This is a genomic window from Streptomyces sp. NPDC053513 (assembly GCF_044544765.1).
Taxonomy (GTDB): domain Bacteria; phylum Actinomycetota; class Actinomycetes; order Streptomycetales; family Streptomycetaceae; genus Streptomyces; species Streptomyces litmocidini.
The window spans coordinates 20231-34394 of sequence record NZ_JBITXP010000027.1 but is presented as its reverse complement, the minus strand read 5'-3'; the positions used below and the strand labels follow the sequence as shown (position 1 = coordinate 34394).

Below are 14164 nucleotides of genomic sequence, written 5' to 3'. Positions count from 1 at the left end.
CCATCGTGATGTACGCCACTGACAACGCCCCGATGTCACATCAGCGGCACCTCCCGCCGTCCCCCGTGTGAAACCGACACGAGGAGACGGACATGCGGAAGCTCACGATCATCGGCGGCGGCTTCGCCGGACTGACCGCCGCCCTCACGGCCGCCGAGGCCGGCGCCGAGGTGACCGTCCACGAGGCGCACCGGACGCTCGGCGGCCGGGCGCGCACGGCCGACGGCCCGTACCGCACGAACGAGGGCCCGCACGCGCTCTACGACGGCGGCCCCCACTGGACCTGGCTGGAGCAGCGGGGTCTCATCCCCCCGCTCGCCGCGCTGCCGGCCGCCGAGGCCCTCCGGTTCCGCGTCCACCGCGACGGCGCCGTGCGCCGCACCCCGCCGCTGAGCCTGTTCCGCCAGGCCCGCCGCAGCCCCGAACAAGCCCCCGTCGACCTCGACTTCCACACCTGGGTCACCGGTCTCGCGGGCGAGCGCACCGCGCGCGTGGCGGCCTCGTACAGCGCGGTCGCGCTCTTCCACCACGACCCCGGCTCCCTCTCCGCCCGCTTCGTGCAGGAGCGGCTGCACCGGTCCGCCTCCCTGCCGCCCGAGGCGCACTACCCCCGGGGCGGCTGGGGCGAGCTGATCGAGCGGATGGCCACGCGCGCGCGTGAGCTCGGCGTACGGATCGAGACGTCCTCCCGGGTCGACGCCCTGCCGCTCGGTGGCGGTCCCGTGATCGTCGCGACCGCGCTGCCCGCCGCCGCCCGGCTCCTCGGCGACCCGTCGCTGACCTGGGAGAGCGGCCGTACGGTCCTGTTCGACCTGGCGCTGCGGACCCGGAAGGGCGATCCGTTCGTGGTGTCCGACCTGGACGCGCCCGGCTGGATCGAGCGGTACACGGCGCAGGACGCCTCGCTGGCGCCGGCCGGGCAGCAGCTGATCCAGGCGCAGCTGCCCATCGGCCCCGACGCGTCGAAGGCGGACGGCGTCGCGCACGCCGAGCGGCTGCTCGACCTCGGCTTCCCCGGCTGGCGCGAGCGGGAGGTGTGGCGGCGGGAGTCCGTCTCCCAGGGCCGTACGGGTGCGGTGGACCGGCCGGGCACGACCTGGCGCGACCGGCCGGCCGTCGACCGGGGCGACGGGGTGTACCTGGTGGGCGACCAGGTGGCGGCGCCGGGCGTGCTCGCGGAGGTGTCGTTCACGAGCGCGGTCGAGGCGGTGTCGCTCGCCCTGCGGGCAGATCATCTCGATCGCCTTGACCTCAAGCGCGCTTGAGGTCAGAGGGTGGACCCACCGGCCCACCCGTACGACGACAGGGGAACGTCATGCACGCCATCCGCCTCCACGCCTTCGGCCCCGCCGAGAACCTCACCTACGAGGAGACGCCCGACCCCGTCCCGGGCCCCGGCCAGGTCCGTGTCCGGGTCGCGGCGGCCGGCGTGCACCTCCTCGACACCGCCCTCCGCGAGGGCGCCACGGGCCCGTTCCCCGCGCCCGCCGCACTCCCCACGATCCCCGGCCGCGAGGTCGCCGGGACCGTCGACGCCCTCGGCGAGGGCACCGACCCGGCCTGGCTCGGCCGCCGGGTCGTCGCCCACCTCGGCATGAACCCCGGCGGCTACGCCGAACTCGCCGTCACCGACGCCGCCCGCCTCCACGCCCTGCCCGACCACCTCGGCGAGGCGGAGGCCGTCGCCATGATCGGCACCGGTCGCACGACGCTCGGCATCCTGGGGTTCACCGAGCTCGGCCCCGACTCGGTCGCGATCGTCCCGGCCGCCGCCGGCGGCATCGGCACCCTGCTCGTCCAGTACGCCAAGAACGCCGGCGCCACCGTCATCGGCCTCGCCGGCGGCCCCGCGAAGACCGCCCTCGTCGAGGCGAACGGCGCCGACCTGGCCGTCGACTACACGCGGCCCGACTGGCCGGAGAAGGTCCGCGCGTACCTGGGGGACCGTTCGGCGACCGTCGTCTTCGACTCGGTCGGCGGCGACACCGGCCGCGCCGCCGTCGACCTGCTCGGCAAGGGCGGACAGCACCTGGTCTTCGGCTGGTCCGGAGCCGGACTCCACGACGGCGAACCGCTCACCTTCACCGAGGAGGAGCTCACCGCCCGCGGGATCACCTCGGAGTCCGTCCTCGGCCCCGTCATGATCCAGAAGGCGGGTGGTGACATCCGTACGCTCGAACTCGCCGCCCTGGACGCCGCGGCCACCGGCACCCTCCGCCCAGCGGTCCACCGCTTCCCCCTCGCGCAGGCGGCGGAGGCCCACCGCGCCCTGGAGAACCGGGGCACGACGGGCAAGGTGGTGCTCGTCCCCTGAGGGTCAGACGCCCAGCACGTCCCAGGAGTGCGCCTTGAACTCCTTCGTGAAGTCGGGGTGGTCCTCCCACATCCGGGCGATGGAGCGCAGCACGTCCCAGTTGTGCTCCAGCGCCTGGTCGACGACCTGGCGCAGCTCCGGCGCCGTCTCCCGCTTCTCCACGAGACCGTTCACCGCCGACGCGGCCTGCACGGTGTAGCGCAGGGCCCGCAGCGCCCTCGACGTGTCGTCCATGCCGAATCCGTGGTCGCTGCCGTTGGCGGGGTCGAAGAGCGGCGTCAGCCGCGCCTCGATGAAGCCGGTGATCCGCTGGAACCGCTGCTCAATGTCCATGCCCCCTTCCTACACCGTCGCTCCGCTCCCCAGTTCCGCCAGGGCCCCGTCCGTCAGCCGGTAGACCGTCCACTCGTCCTGCGGACGGGCGCCCAGGGACTCGTAGAAGTCGATCGAGGGCTTGTTCCAGTTCAGGACCGACCACTCCAGGCGCTCGTAGCCGCGCTCGACGCAGATGCGGGCCAGTTCGCGCAGCAGGGCCTTGCCGTGGCCGCCGCCGCGGGCCTCCGGGCGGACGTACAGGTCCTCCAGGTAGATGCCGTGGACCCCGCGCCAGGTCGAGAAGTTGAGGAACCAGAGCGCGAAGCCCACCGCCTCGCCCGTCTCCGTCTCGGCGATGTGCGCGAAGGCGGCGGGCCGTTCGCCGAACAGGGCCTCGTGGAGCTGCTCGGGAGTCGTGCGGACCTCGTCGAGGGCCTTCTCGTACGCGGCGAGGTCGCGGATCAGGGCGTGGATGACGGGGACGTCGTCGGGCGTGGCTGTACGGATCATGGGCCCAGCCTGCCCCGGGTCAGGCCCTTCTGGCCAGCAGGATCCGCGCGAGGGCGACCTGCTCGGGGTCGAGGCCGGGCTCGCCGTCCTCGACGTCCCACAGGCCGTTCTGCAGGACCCGGCCCAACGTCCAGGCCGCGGCGCGGCGCCGGTCCCCGACGACCTCGGCGAGCAGGTCGAACCGCCACAGCGCCTCGTCAGGGTCGAAGCGGTCCATGAGGGCCGGGAGCAGGTCGAAGCCCGGGTCCCCCGCCAGCGGCTTCGGGTCGATGGCCAGCCAGGGTTCCCGCTCGCCCGCCAGGACGTTCCCGAAGTGCAGGTCCCAGTGGAGCAGCCGGTCCCCCGGCTCGCCCGCCACCTCCCGTACGGCCGCCGCGCAGTCCCGCAGCACCGCCGCGTCGTCCGCGCCGAGCCGGGCCGTCGCCTCCGGGACCTCGGCGAGCATCCCGGCGGCGATGTCCGCGAGCGTCCGCAGCCCCTCCGGGGCGGGGACGGCGACGAGCCGGGCGAGGAGGTCCGCGGCGATCCCGAGCGCCTCGCGGGTGTCCGCGACCGTGGACAGCGGCCTGGCCTCGTCGAGCCGTTCCAGGAGCATCGTCCCGGTCGCGGCGTCGTGGTCGAGGAGCCGCACCGCCCCCGCCCCGTCCCAGACGCGCAGGCCGACGGGCTCCCCCTCCGTCTCCTCGTCGAGGATCTGCATCTTGAGGGCGGCCCGCACACCGTCCCGCTCCACCGGCAGCACCAGCGAGGCCACCCCGTGCATCGAGGGCCCGGTGACCCGCAGCCCCCACCGCCCCAGGAACTCCTCGGCCCGCTCGGGCAGCCCGTCGACGAACAGCCGCCCGGCCTCGCCGTTGTACTTCACCTGCGAACGGGCCAGTTCCTCCGGTACGTGGATCATCCGACGAGCCTAGACACCGAACGCCCGCCGATCGATCCCGTATCCACGGAACCCGCGCCACCGGTAACCTCCCGCCCACGCACCCGGAAGAGGGATACACATGAGCACGGTCAACGGCGGAATATCGTTCTGGTACGCGCAGGAGGGCGCCCCCGCCCCCCGCGAACCGCTCCCCGGCGACACCGCCGCCGACGTCTGCGTCGTCGGCGGCGGGTACACGGGACTGTGGACCGCCTACTACCTCAAGAAGGCCGTCCCCTTCCTCAACATCACCGTCCTCGAAGCCAAGTTCTGCGGCTACGGCGCCTCCGGCCGCAACGGCGGCTGGCTCTACAACGGCATCGCCGGCCGCGACCGCTACGCCAAGCTGCACGGCCACGAGGCGGCCGTCCGCCTCCAGCAGGCCATGAACGCCACCGTCACCGAGGTCCTCGACGTCTGCGACGCCGAGAAGATCGACGCCGACCAGCACCGCGGCGGCGTCCTGGAGGTGGCCCTCTCCCCCGCCCAGCTCGCCCGCCTCAAGGCCTTCCACGCCGCCGAGCTGGCCTTCGGCGAGACCGACCGCGAGCTGTACGGCGCCCGCGAGACCGCCGGACGCGTCCGCGTCGCCGGCGCCGTCGGCTCCTCCTGGACCCCGCACGGCGCCCGCCTCCACCCGGTCAAGCTCGTCCAGGGCCTCGCGGCGGCCGTCGAGGCGCTCGGCGTCACGATCCACGAGTCGACCCCCGTCACCGAGATCAAGCCGAAGCACGCGATCACCCCGTACGGCACCGTCCGCGCCCCCTACGTCCTGCGCTGCACCGAGGGCTTCACCGCCTCCCTCACCGGCCAGCGCCGCACCTGGCTCCCCATGAACTCCTCGATGATCGCCACCGAGCCCCTCACCGACGCCCAGTGGGAGTCCATCGGCTGGGACGGCCGCGAGACCCTCGGCGACATGGCCCACGCCTACATGTACGCGCAGCGCACCGCCGACGGCCGCATCGCGCTCGGCGGCCGGGGCGTCCCGTACCGCTTCGGCTCGAAGACCGACAACGACGGCCGCACCCAGCCCCAGACCGTCGAGGCGCTCCGCGAGATCCTGATCCGCTTCTTCCCGCAGCTCGCCGGCGTACGGATCGACCACGCCTGGTCCGGCGTCCTCGGCGTCCCCCGCGACTGGTGCGCCACCGTCACCCTCGACCGCTCCACCGGCCTCGGCTGGGCCGGCGGCTACGTCGGCTCCGGCGTCGCCACCGCCAACCTCGCGGCCCGTACCCTCCGCGACCTGATCAAGGAGGACTCGGGCCAGTCGGGCCCCACGGACCTGACCGCCCTCCCCTGGGTGAACCACAAGGTCCGCAAGTGGGAGCCGGAGCCGCTGCGCTGGCTCGGCGTCCAGACCATGTACGCCGCCTTCCGGGGCGCGGACCGCCGCGAGACGACGGGCCGCACGGCGGCCACGGACCGGGTGGCGGTCCTGGCGAACCGCCTGAGCGGCCGCTGAGGAACACGTCGGGCGGGAACGCACACCACGCGCCCCGCCCGACGACCCGACCCGGCACCCGCCCGACCGGCCCAGAACCAACGAACCGACCCGGCTACTCCACCTCGATGCCGAAGTCCCCCACGAGCTCCTCGAGCCCGCCCCGGTACCCCTTCCCGCCGAGGACGAAGTCCCAGTCCCCGCCGGCCCGCCGCCGGAACGAGCCGAGGACGAGCGCCTTCTCCCCCGGCCGCCCGTCGGACACCTCCAGCCGGTCGAGCTCGGCGCCCGCGTCGTCCCGCAGCCGGATCCCGGCCTCCGTGAAGCCGCCCAGATCCGCGTCGGGGTTCACCTCCGGGTCCACGGCCGCCACCAGGACCAGCCGGTCCGCCCGCGCGGGCAGCGCGTCGAAGCCGACCCGCACGGCCGCGCGGTCGCCGGGCGCGGCCGCCACCATGGCGACCGAACCGTCGGGCGTGGCGGGGTTGTTGAAGAAGACGAACCACTCGTCGCCGAGGACCCGGTTCCCGGCGCAGACCAGCGCGCAGACGTCGAGGGCGGCGGACCCCGACCACACCATCCCGAGCAGGTTGAAGTCCTCGGCGGCCTCGGCGGGAGGGGACACGGGCGCCACGGCCGGGGCGGCGGCCGGGGCCGGCCCGCCCAACCGGCCCCGCAGACCGTGCCGGTGCAGCAGCTCGACCAGCTCGGTCCCCGAGATCAGGGTCAGCGGCTTGCCGTTGGCGAAGGTGTACGAGCCGGGCCCGAACTTCGACGTCGTGACGAGGACGCCCTTGTTGGCCCCCTTGTCCTGCACGGTCCCGAACAGATCCCGTACGGCGCTCGGCGGCACGGTGTTCCGGTACCGCTTCACCTGCACCACGATCGACCCGCCGCTGATCGGATCGGGATCGAGCGCCTCCACGTCGACCCCGCCGTCGCCCGACCGCTGCGTGGTCACCGCCTGGAGCCCCCGGGCCCGGAACAGTTCGGCCACGAGCCCCTCGAAGGCGATCGGGTCCATGGCGAGCAGGTCCGGTTCCTCGCCGTCCCCCTGGACCACCACGTCCGACCCGACCTGGTCCGGAACCCTCAGCGGCTCCACCGCCACCCGCTCGTCGGGCTTCGCCGACAGACGGCCGCCGAGCGCCCCCGTCAGGCACTCCACGGCCGCCACCAGCTCCAGGTTCAGCCGCTCGAAGGCCTGCCGTTCCACGACCGCGGACGCCACGCACACCCGGGCGTCCAGGCCCGTCGCCGGGTCCACCCCGCTCACGTACCCGTTCAGCGCCACCGCGTCGAGCGCCCCGAAGCGATCCGCGGCGAACAGCTCCCGCACCGCGAGCAGCACGCTCTGCGCCAGCACGTCCCGGTACAGCGCCCGCCGCTGCGTCACCGGCCGCGGGACCTCCTTCTCCTGGTCGGTGCTCGGCAGGTACTTGACGCCCTTGGCCTCCGGGACCACCTCGTACCCGGGCAGGTCCCAGTCGAGGACGAGGCCGCGCCCGGCCCGGTCGTAGGCGGCCGACACCTCGCGGGGGAACCCCTCGGGCCAGGCGGTCGACGCGAACAGCACGGCGGAGAAGTACTCGACGACCGTGCCGGCATCCCCGCTCCGCAGGGCCTCGCCGGTCCCGTCGATCCCGCTGTTGTGGGCGCGTATCTCGGCGATACGGGCGGCCGCCCAGGCGTCGTACTCCCTTCGGTACGCGGCGAGTTGCTCGACCCTCCGCGCCTCGGCGGCCTGTGCCGCGTACCAGTCGCGCTCGAACCGGGCCCGCGCGTCCCGCTCGGCCTGGGCGCGCCCGGAGGGCGTCCAGGCGGCCTGCGGCTGGTAGAAGCGCTGATCGGGCATGGCGACGGGCTCGGCGAGCGGGCCGGGCGAGAAGGGCTCGACGTCCTCGGCGCGGCGCAGGGACTCCACGGAGAAGGCGGGCGCGCGGCAGCCGGCCGCGAGCAGCCCCTCCAGGAGGGCGACCCGCTCGTCCAACTCGCGGGTGCGCCGCAGGGCGTCGGCGTCCCGCTGCTGCCGGTAGGCGGCCCGCTGCTCCCGCTGCATGCGGGCGACGTCCCGCTCGTACGCCCGCTGCGCCCGCTCGGCCTCCCGCTGCTGCCGCAGCACCGCCTGGTGCTGCCCCTCCCGCTGCCGCTGCGCCACCCGTTGCTGCTCGGCCCACACCCCGATCAGCCCGCCGGAACGCCGACTCATCCGCGCACCCCTCCCACGACCCCGACACCTGCACGCACGCCCCCCGTGTCGCACAAGTGTCCCTGACGGCGGCGGGCCGGGGCACGAGAACGCCGGAGTGCCCCCGACGTCGTGCCCCGGCCCGTCGGGGGTCAGCCGAGCGGCAGCGTCGCGGTGCGGCTCTCGCTGTACGGGGAGTGGTTCCCGGCCTCGTCGTAGGTGCTGGCCCGGTACTCGTAGGCGACGCCGTCGGCGGCCTGCGGGACGCAGACGGTGGCCTCGGCCGGGTCGAGGCGCGGGTCGTACCCCTCGTGCAGGACGACCGACCAGGTGGACGCCCCCGCCGCGCGGCGCGTGATCTCGAAGCCGGAGAAGTCGCGGATCGGGGCGGGGGTCCAGTCGGTGGCGGTGGCCCGCACGCCGCCGGCGCAGGAGCCCAGGGACAGGTCCGGGGCGGAGGCGGGGGCGATGCCGTCGGGAATCTCGAGCCACAGCTCGTTGAGCGCGGTGGCGTCGAGCCAGTTCGGGTTGTACGTGGTGGTGCCGCCGTCGTTGGTGACGAGGACGCGGTAGTGACGGGTCTCGCCGTCGGCGGCGACGGGGGCGGTGGTCCAGGTGTTGCCCTTGGTGGTGCCGAGGGGGACCCAGGCGTAGGAGCCGTCGACCTTGTCGTTGCTCAGGACCGTGTAGTGGTCGAAGTGCGCCTCGGTGTTGAGGGGCCACTTCAGGGTGACCTTGCGGGTCGCCTTGTCGAAGGTGCCGGTCAGGGAGGTGACGACGGGCAGCGGGCGCACGATGACGTCCGCGCTGCCGGCCGAGGTGTTGCCCGCCTTGTCCCTGGCGCGCACCTCGTAGTAGTAGGGCGTGCGGTCGTCGGGGTTCACCAGGGGGTCGGTGAAGCTGCGCGCGGTGGTGGAGGCGGTGACGGTCGTCCAGGTGCTGGAGCCGACGGCGCGCCGGTGCAGGGAGTACCCGGCGAGGTCCATCTCCTTGTTGCCCGCCCAGGAGACGGTCGTCCGGCGGGAGGTGGTGTTGTAGGCGGTCGCCACGCCGGTGGGGGCGAGCGGCTTCACCTTGTCGTACGTGGCCGAGGTCCGGGGCGCGTAGGAGAAGTTGACCTTGGCGGCGCCGCTCCAGTTCACGTGGTCGACGCGGACGGTGTGCCGACCGGAGGGCACGGTGAGGTTGACGCTCCGGGAGCGCGCGGTGTCCCCGGTGTTCGCCCACAGGTCGATCTTGCGGACGCCGTCCAGGTAGACGCGGACTCCGTCGGTGGCGGACACGGCGAACGTGAAGGGCCCGCCGGAGCCGAAGTCGCGGGACACCCACCAGCGGACACCGAAGTTGTTCGCGGCCACGCCGGCGCCCGGGCTGCCCGCCCAGCTCTCGGCGACGGTGGCGTCGCAGTCGGTCTTCACGGGCGTCCCGGAGAACGAGGCGTTGTTGTAGAAGGTCCGCATGGGGACGTTGGTGGGGCAGACGACACCGGCGGCGGCCGCCTGCGGGGCGACGACCACCAGACCGCCGAGGACGACGGCGGACATGACGCCACCGCCGAGAGCGGCGACGAGACTCTTCGAGGACACGGAAACCCTTCGGGCAGGACAGAGAGAACGCTCAGCACGAAGACTCCCGACCCACCCCGAAGGTTGCCCCCGACCTGCCGCCCGCTCGGGCACGGAAGGAACACACCGAACCCGCGGAATCGTGCTTTTCGCCCTAAACCGGAACGAAGGGGACACAGCGCAACCGTGATCACGCGAAAGGGCCGGCTCAGGGGAATCACGCCCCTGCGCCGGCCCTTCGCCTTGAGCCCCCCTGTCGGGTTCGAACCGACGACCCCCGCTTTACAAGTTCGATCGGAAGCCCACGACTGCCGTCCTGCCCGCCGACACTGTTGCCGCACGAGGACGCTCGTGTGCGCTCCCGTACAGCGTCGTTGATGTCAGCGGTGGATGTCAGAGGCTCTTTGATCCGTAGCTCTAGCGGGATCGGTCAGCGGGGGTCATATCGGCCGCTAGGTGGGCCTTTAGGGACGCTACCGCGCGGGGGCGGTCACTAGGGTTGCGGTACCTAGCTGCTGTACCGCACGATCCAAATGGGGTTGACCATGGAACGGCATGTGCTGGAAGCGCTGCTGACCGGCGATGACGAGGCGTCCGCAATAGCTCTGGCCGCCCTACGCCGCGGCGCCCCCTACTCGGTGCAAGAGCGAGTACAAGCCACTGATGCACATGCCGGAGTCTTCAGTCACCGACTTCAGCGGATGCGGATGCGCGGATTCGAACCCCTTGGGCTGGCACGAGCGGTTCAGCTCATCAGGGAGTACGACCGGCCCGTGCGCACCGCACTGATCGATCCTGAGAATCGGACACGATTCACCCTGCTGTTCCTTACCGAGGACGGCAGCGCGCTGGTGGCCTGCGCGAGCTGGACCCTGCCGCTAGCTGCAAACAAGCCACCGCTTTAGGAGAGCGGGAGGGCGGGACCACGCCTGACCTGCACAGATGCTGCGGCAGCTGATCAACACCCCAGAGCCCGAACACGCCCCTCGTTCCCCGTGGTTCCCCGCACGATCTGGCACGGATGTGGCACGGCCCTCGCCGGTGTCTGTCAGTGCCTCGGGATAGCGTCCACGTGCGCGCGGTCGGCTTCCGGGGTGTCCAGCTCTGTAGTGCAGCTGCATCCCTGGCTCTGTCCGGGGGCGGCCCGGTGCAAGCCTGGGACCCAACCGACGGCCAGGCTCCGCCGATGGCCAAGAGTGCCCTGCCAGCGCCGGCCGCGCGAGCTTTCCGCCCAAAGCCGCCCCCCTGAGTCCAGCGGTAGGGCAGCATTAGGCTATGGACGAGCTTAATGAGTACGAGCAGTATCTGGTGCAGGCTACGCAGGAGTTAGCCCGTAACGGAAACAAAAAGATCTGCGAAGTGCGCGACTATCCAACCGCTGAGACGATCAGCGAATTCGAGGATATACTTTCTTCCGCAAAGGAAGAAAAGCCCCTTCAGGAGTTCCTTACTCGGCATCCTGAAATGCTTGTCCAGCAGCTCGGGGCAGGGTGCAGGTGGGTGATTCCCAAGCCTCAGCTCGGCGGCCGTCTGGAGCCTGACTTTATGGTCGCGAGGATCGATAGCGGTGGACTGAGATGGGTAGCTATCGAACTCGAAAGCCCTGCTGTGGATAGGCTGTTCACCAAGGGTGACGGGACCCCCGGGGAGAAGCTGCGGGAAGGGATTCAGCAGGTCAAAGACTGGCGGTACTGGATCGAGAACAACCTGCAAACGGCACGAAATAGCCCTCGCGATGGCGGTTGCGGCCTCGTGGGAGTGACGCCCAGAATTGACGGAATGGTCTTCATTGCTAGACGCCGAGTGTTCCGGGAGGAAGACCAGCGCCGTCGGCGCGATATCGCATGGAATGATCGAATTGAAGTGCACACCTATGACTGGCTTCTGGAGGAGGCCCGCAAGTTGATTCCGCTCCACGTGGCGACGGTTGAGAGCTGCGAAGAATGTGAACTCTACGGCAGGTGATCTCACCCTTCCCGATCCGCAAACCCTCTATTCGGGTAACGGCTCGGGCTCCATGAGATACCCCTAGCCACTACTCACCCCAGCTCCCATCCCGTCTGCCGTCGACCCATACACCGTGGAGCAGGCGCGGTGCCGGGCGTCCAGGTGGAGCGCGCCACTGTACGAACGACCTGGACGCCCGGTGCCGTGTCTGCTCGGCTCTGCCTGGGTCGACGGCAGACGGGATGGGAGTCCCCCACCGCCACACCCCACGGCCGGCACCCGCGTACGGGCCCCCGCCATCCCGGAGCCTGAGTGCCCCCGCCGGAGGCATTGCCCTGAGCCGCACTCGCGTGCCGCCTCGGCCGCATCGTGGTTCGTCACCCATCAACCCGAGCTGTCAGGCGTGCGGACGGCGCCCGGGCTGGAGCGGGGCGCAGACAGGAGCGCAGGCCCGGGCGACGGGCCGCGCGCGCCGCGCCGTGCGCGGCGGGTGCCTTGATGAGGTAGAGAAATCTGTAACAGCTGCTTCGGCTGCACCTACTAGGAACTGTCCGGCCGATCATGGTCGCGTTCCATCGGGCAGAATGCCCTGGGTGGATGCCCTGGAGATTGAGAACCCCTGGACGCCCGCTCACCAAGCAGTGGAATCGAGCGACCACACCACGCTCACGCGCATCCTCGACGAGGGAGCCGACGTTGACGAGGTCTGCTGCCAGATGACTCTGCTGATGCACGCCATCGAAACCGAAGCGGATGTCGCTGCCCAGTCGGGGGAGCCGATCGACAGCGCACTTACCGCGATCCTCCTGGCGTACGGCGCCGATCCACACCTCGCCGTCAACGGCGAAGCTGCCTACGACTGGGCCCGCAGCCTCGGCCACGACATGGCGACCCGGCTGCTGGACCGCTTCACCACCCTTCACGGCCTGGCGGCCGGAACCGAGACGAACTGAAGCATCCCGGTCGATCAATAGCCCCATGATCGACCGGACAGCTCCTAGGCGGTGGGCTTGAGGACCTTGCCCTCGCCATCTCGCAGCAGGCGGCTTGCGTATCCGCCCTGGGACAGGCGGTCGTACGCGTCGAGCACGTCGGCGGGAACCTGCTGGCTGATCATGAAGCCCTGCTCCGGGTAGACCAGCAGGCGCTGCAGGGCTCCCACGAGCATGTCGATGACCAAGCGGGCGTCTCCGATGGAGTCGACGTAGTCCCGGAGCGTCATCGGGCTCGAAGCGCTGACGATCTCGACCTCCGGCCACAGCTTCCGTGCCGTGGCGTACGACCGTCGTTCCTCGTACGGCTTGCTGATCAGCAGGACGGAGGACACCTCGACGCCGGCCTCGTCCAGGAGGCCGCGGGAGAAGCGGATGTTCTCGCCCGTGTTCCGGGCCCGTGGCTCCACCATCACCGCCGAGGCGGGGACGCCCAGTTCGATCGCTCGCTCCTGGTAGTGCACGGCCTCGCCGCGGGGCATGCGGTCGCGTGTGGTCGGGCTGGTCGCCCCGGTGAACACCAGGAGGGGGGCCATGCCGCGCCGGTACAGGTCGACTGCGGTGTCGGCTACCCCTAGGTCGTGGCTGCCGAGTCCGATTGCCACCGAGCATGGGCTGGGGGTGTGGCCCATCTGGTGGTAGTCCCAGAGGCGTTGAGTATCGGCCCAGTCCTGCGTGGAGATCACTGCTGAGCTTCCTTGTCCTTCGCGGAGTCGGGGACCTTGAAGTCGTACTCCCAGGCGAAGCGGGAGGCGGCATGGATGCCGATGGCGAACTCGACCACGGTGCCGTCAGCCGTGTACGTCGTCCGGTGCAGCTCGACCACGGGTTCACCGGGCGGCAGTTGCAGGAGCTTTACCTCGTCCGCCGTGGGCGTACGGGCGAACAGTGCTTCCTTCATGTGGTCGATCTCGTAACCCGCGTCGTACAGGACTCGGTAGCCACCGCCTCGGCCGGCCGGGCCGGGGGTGGGGTCGACCAAGCGTGTGCCCTCGACGTGCTCGGGGCGGTAGTAGCTGGTCAGAGTATGCGTCGGCTGGTCGCCTTCCTTGACCAGTCGGGCCCGTGCGTAGACCGGGGCTCCGGTCTCCAGGCCATGGGCCGCGGCTACGGCCGGCGGGGCTTCGACGCGGCTGACCGTCTGGGTCTGCTCGTTGCGGCGGTACGCCCGGCCTGAGGCGACCCGGTCCGCGATGAATGCCACCTCGTCGCCGTCTCGCCACTTGGCCTTGTCGTACCGGGCGATGCCGAGCCGCTTGAGGGGTACTTGCTGGCGTACGACGGTTCCGTGGCCGCGCGTGGAGGTGACCAGGCCTTCCGCCTCCAGTGCCTTGTAGGCGGCGTTGACGGTGGCCTTTGAGCCTTCGCCAGCGTCTACCAGGTCCCTGATCTGCGGCAATCGCTGCCCCGGCTTGTAGTCACCCCTCCTGATCTCCTCGGCCAGCTTGTCTGCCAGCTCCCGCCATTTGGGCGCCATCTCGTACCCCTCTCAACGAGAACCAGTCAAACACAGTCCTAGGACTGTTGACAGTCCTAGGGCAGCGGGTCAATATCTACTCAGCCGCCCGCAGTCCTAGGACAGCGCGGCTGGTAGTTCCCATTCGGGCTGCCCAACAACGTAGGGAGTGCTCATGCCGTCCTTCAAGATCGACCTTTCTACCGCCGTCGTGTTCGTCGCGACCGCTCCCACGCCGAAGCTCGTGAACAAGCAGACCGGCGAGCGCGCCATGGACCGGGAGACCGGCGCCGGCCTCTCCACGGTCGGGCTCCTGATCTCGGACGAGGGAGAGGGCAACCTCTACCAGGTGACCATCCCGGAGACCGGTCTCCCCGACGGGCTCGCCCCGGGCATGCCGGTGTCGGTCATCGGCCTGAAGGCCCGTGACTGGGAGAACACGTTCAACGGCCAGACCCGGCACGGCATCTCGTTCCGCGCCGTCGCCGTGACCCCGATGGGCGTCTGA

The 14164-nt window shown here is 71.2% G+C and carries 14 protein-coding genes; 7 read left to right on the top strand and 7 right to left on the bottom strand.

Features of this window, described 5'->3' with window-relative positions:
* The first annotated feature begins 92 nt into the window (after nucleotides 1-92).
* Both ACIGW4_RS31715 and ACIGW4_RS31710 read left to right on the top strand, forming a co-directional pair.
* Complete coding sequence (locus tag ACIGW4_RS31715) at nucleotides 93-1265, top strand: FAD-dependent oxidoreductase (protein ID WP_359592076.1); 1173 nt, start codon at nucleotides 93-95, stop codon at nucleotides 1263-1265.
* A gap of 50 nt (nucleotides 1266-1315) precedes the next feature.
* Nucleotides 1316-2314: a zinc-binding dehydrogenase gene (locus ACIGW4_RS31710; protein WP_398713223.1), complete on the top strand. Its 999-nt coding sequence runs from the start codon at nucleotides 1316-1318 to the stop codon at nucleotides 2312-2314.
* A gap of 3 nt (nucleotides 2315-2317) precedes the next feature.
* On the opposite strand, the gene ACIGW4_RS31705 is transcribed toward ACIGW4_RS31710, so the two are convergent.
* From ACIGW4_RS31705 to ACIGW4_RS31695, 3 genes are read right to left on the bottom strand one after another with little or no spacing between them, the layout of a single operon-like run.
* Nucleotides 2318-2647 (bottom strand): hypothetical protein, encoded by a 330-nt coding sequence (locus ACIGW4_RS31705; protein WP_030691147.1) that lies wholly within the window; start codon nucleotides 2645-2647, stop codon nucleotides 2318-2320.
* A 9-nt stretch (nucleotides 2648-2656) separates the two neighbouring features.
* Nucleotides 2657-3139: a GNAT family N-acetyltransferase gene (locus ACIGW4_RS31700; RefSeq protein ID WP_123454066.1), complete on the bottom strand. Its 483-nt coding sequence runs from the start codon at nucleotides 3137-3139 to the stop codon at nucleotides 2657-2659.
* Between the two features lie 19 nt (nucleotides 3140-3158).
* A complete protein-coding gene (locus tag ACIGW4_RS31695; protein WP_123454065.1) occupies nucleotides 3159-4040 on the bottom strand; it encodes an aminoglycoside phosphotransferase family protein in 882 nt (293 codons plus the stop codon).
* Nucleotides 4041-4140: 100 nt separating this feature from the next.
* On the opposite strand from ACIGW4_RS31695, the gene ACIGW4_RS31690 reads away from it, so the two are divergent.
* Complete coding sequence (locus tag ACIGW4_RS31690) at nucleotides 4141-5529, top strand: FAD-dependent oxidoreductase (RefSeq protein WP_359592075.1); 1389 nt, start codon at nucleotides 4141-4143, stop codon at nucleotides 5527-5529.
* 94 nt (nucleotides 5530-5623) lie between these two features.
* Here ACIGW4_RS31690 and ACIGW4_RS31685 read toward each other — a convergent pair whose 3' ends face one another.
* Complete coding sequence (locus tag ACIGW4_RS31685; RefSeq protein ID WP_185094589.1) at nucleotides 5624-7717, bottom strand: restriction endonuclease; 2094 nt, start codon at nucleotides 7715-7717, stop codon at nucleotides 5624-5626.
* A gap of 131 nt (nucleotides 7718-7848) precedes the next feature.
* Nucleotides 7849-9282, bottom strand: coding sequence for a PA14 domain-containing protein (locus tag ACIGW4_RS31680; protein ID WP_399584527.1), 1434 nt, complete (start codon nucleotides 9280-9282; stop codon nucleotides 7849-7851).
* Nucleotides 9283-9806: 524 nt separating this feature from the next.
* Here ACIGW4_RS31680 and ACIGW4_RS31675 point away from each other — a divergent pair.
* From ACIGW4_RS31675 to ACIGW4_RS31665, 3 genes are all read left to right on the top strand, one after another.
* Nucleotides 9807-10166, top strand: coding sequence for a hypothetical protein (locus ACIGW4_RS31675; RefSeq protein ID WP_399584525.1), 360 nt, complete (start codon nucleotides 9807-9809; stop codon nucleotides 10164-10166).
* Between the two features lie 370 nt (nucleotides 10167-10536).
* Entirely contained in the window at nucleotides 10537-11226 is a 690-nt protein-coding gene (locus ACIGW4_RS31670) for a Shedu anti-phage system protein SduA domain-containing protein (protein ID WP_399584522.1), read from the top strand.
* A 575-nt stretch (nucleotides 11227-11801) separates the two neighbouring features.
* On the top strand, nucleotides 11802-12161 hold the full coding sequence (locus tag ACIGW4_RS31665) for an ankyrin repeat domain-containing protein (protein WP_399584519.1): 360 nt from the start codon (nucleotides 11802-11804) through the stop codon (nucleotides 12159-12161).
* A 44-nt stretch (nucleotides 12162-12205) separates the two neighbouring features.
* Here the strand turns inward: ACIGW4_RS31665 and ACIGW4_RS31660 are convergent, their stop codons facing one another.
* Together ACIGW4_RS31660 and ACIGW4_RS31655 are read right to left on the bottom strand one after the other, a co-directional pair.
* Nucleotides 12206-12886, bottom strand: coding sequence for a YdcF family protein (locus ACIGW4_RS31660; protein WP_399584517.1), 681 nt, complete (start codon nucleotides 12884-12886; stop codon nucleotides 12206-12208).
* A complete protein-coding gene (locus tag ACIGW4_RS31655; RefSeq protein WP_399584514.1) occupies nucleotides 12883-13677 on the bottom strand; it encodes a GntR family transcriptional regulator in 795 nt (264 codons plus the stop codon). The genes ACIGW4_RS31660 and ACIGW4_RS31655 overlap by 4 nt, the downstream gene beginning before the upstream one ends.
* Before the next feature lie 154 nt (nucleotides 13678-13831).
* Here ACIGW4_RS31655 and ACIGW4_RS31650 point away from each other — a divergent pair, with 154 nt between their 5' ends.
* The gene (locus ACIGW4_RS31650; RefSeq protein WP_399584511.1) at nucleotides 13832-14164 is read left to right on the top strand and encodes a hypothetical protein; all 333 of its coding nucleotides are present in this window, start codon (nucleotides 13832-13834) and stop codon (nucleotides 14162-14164) included.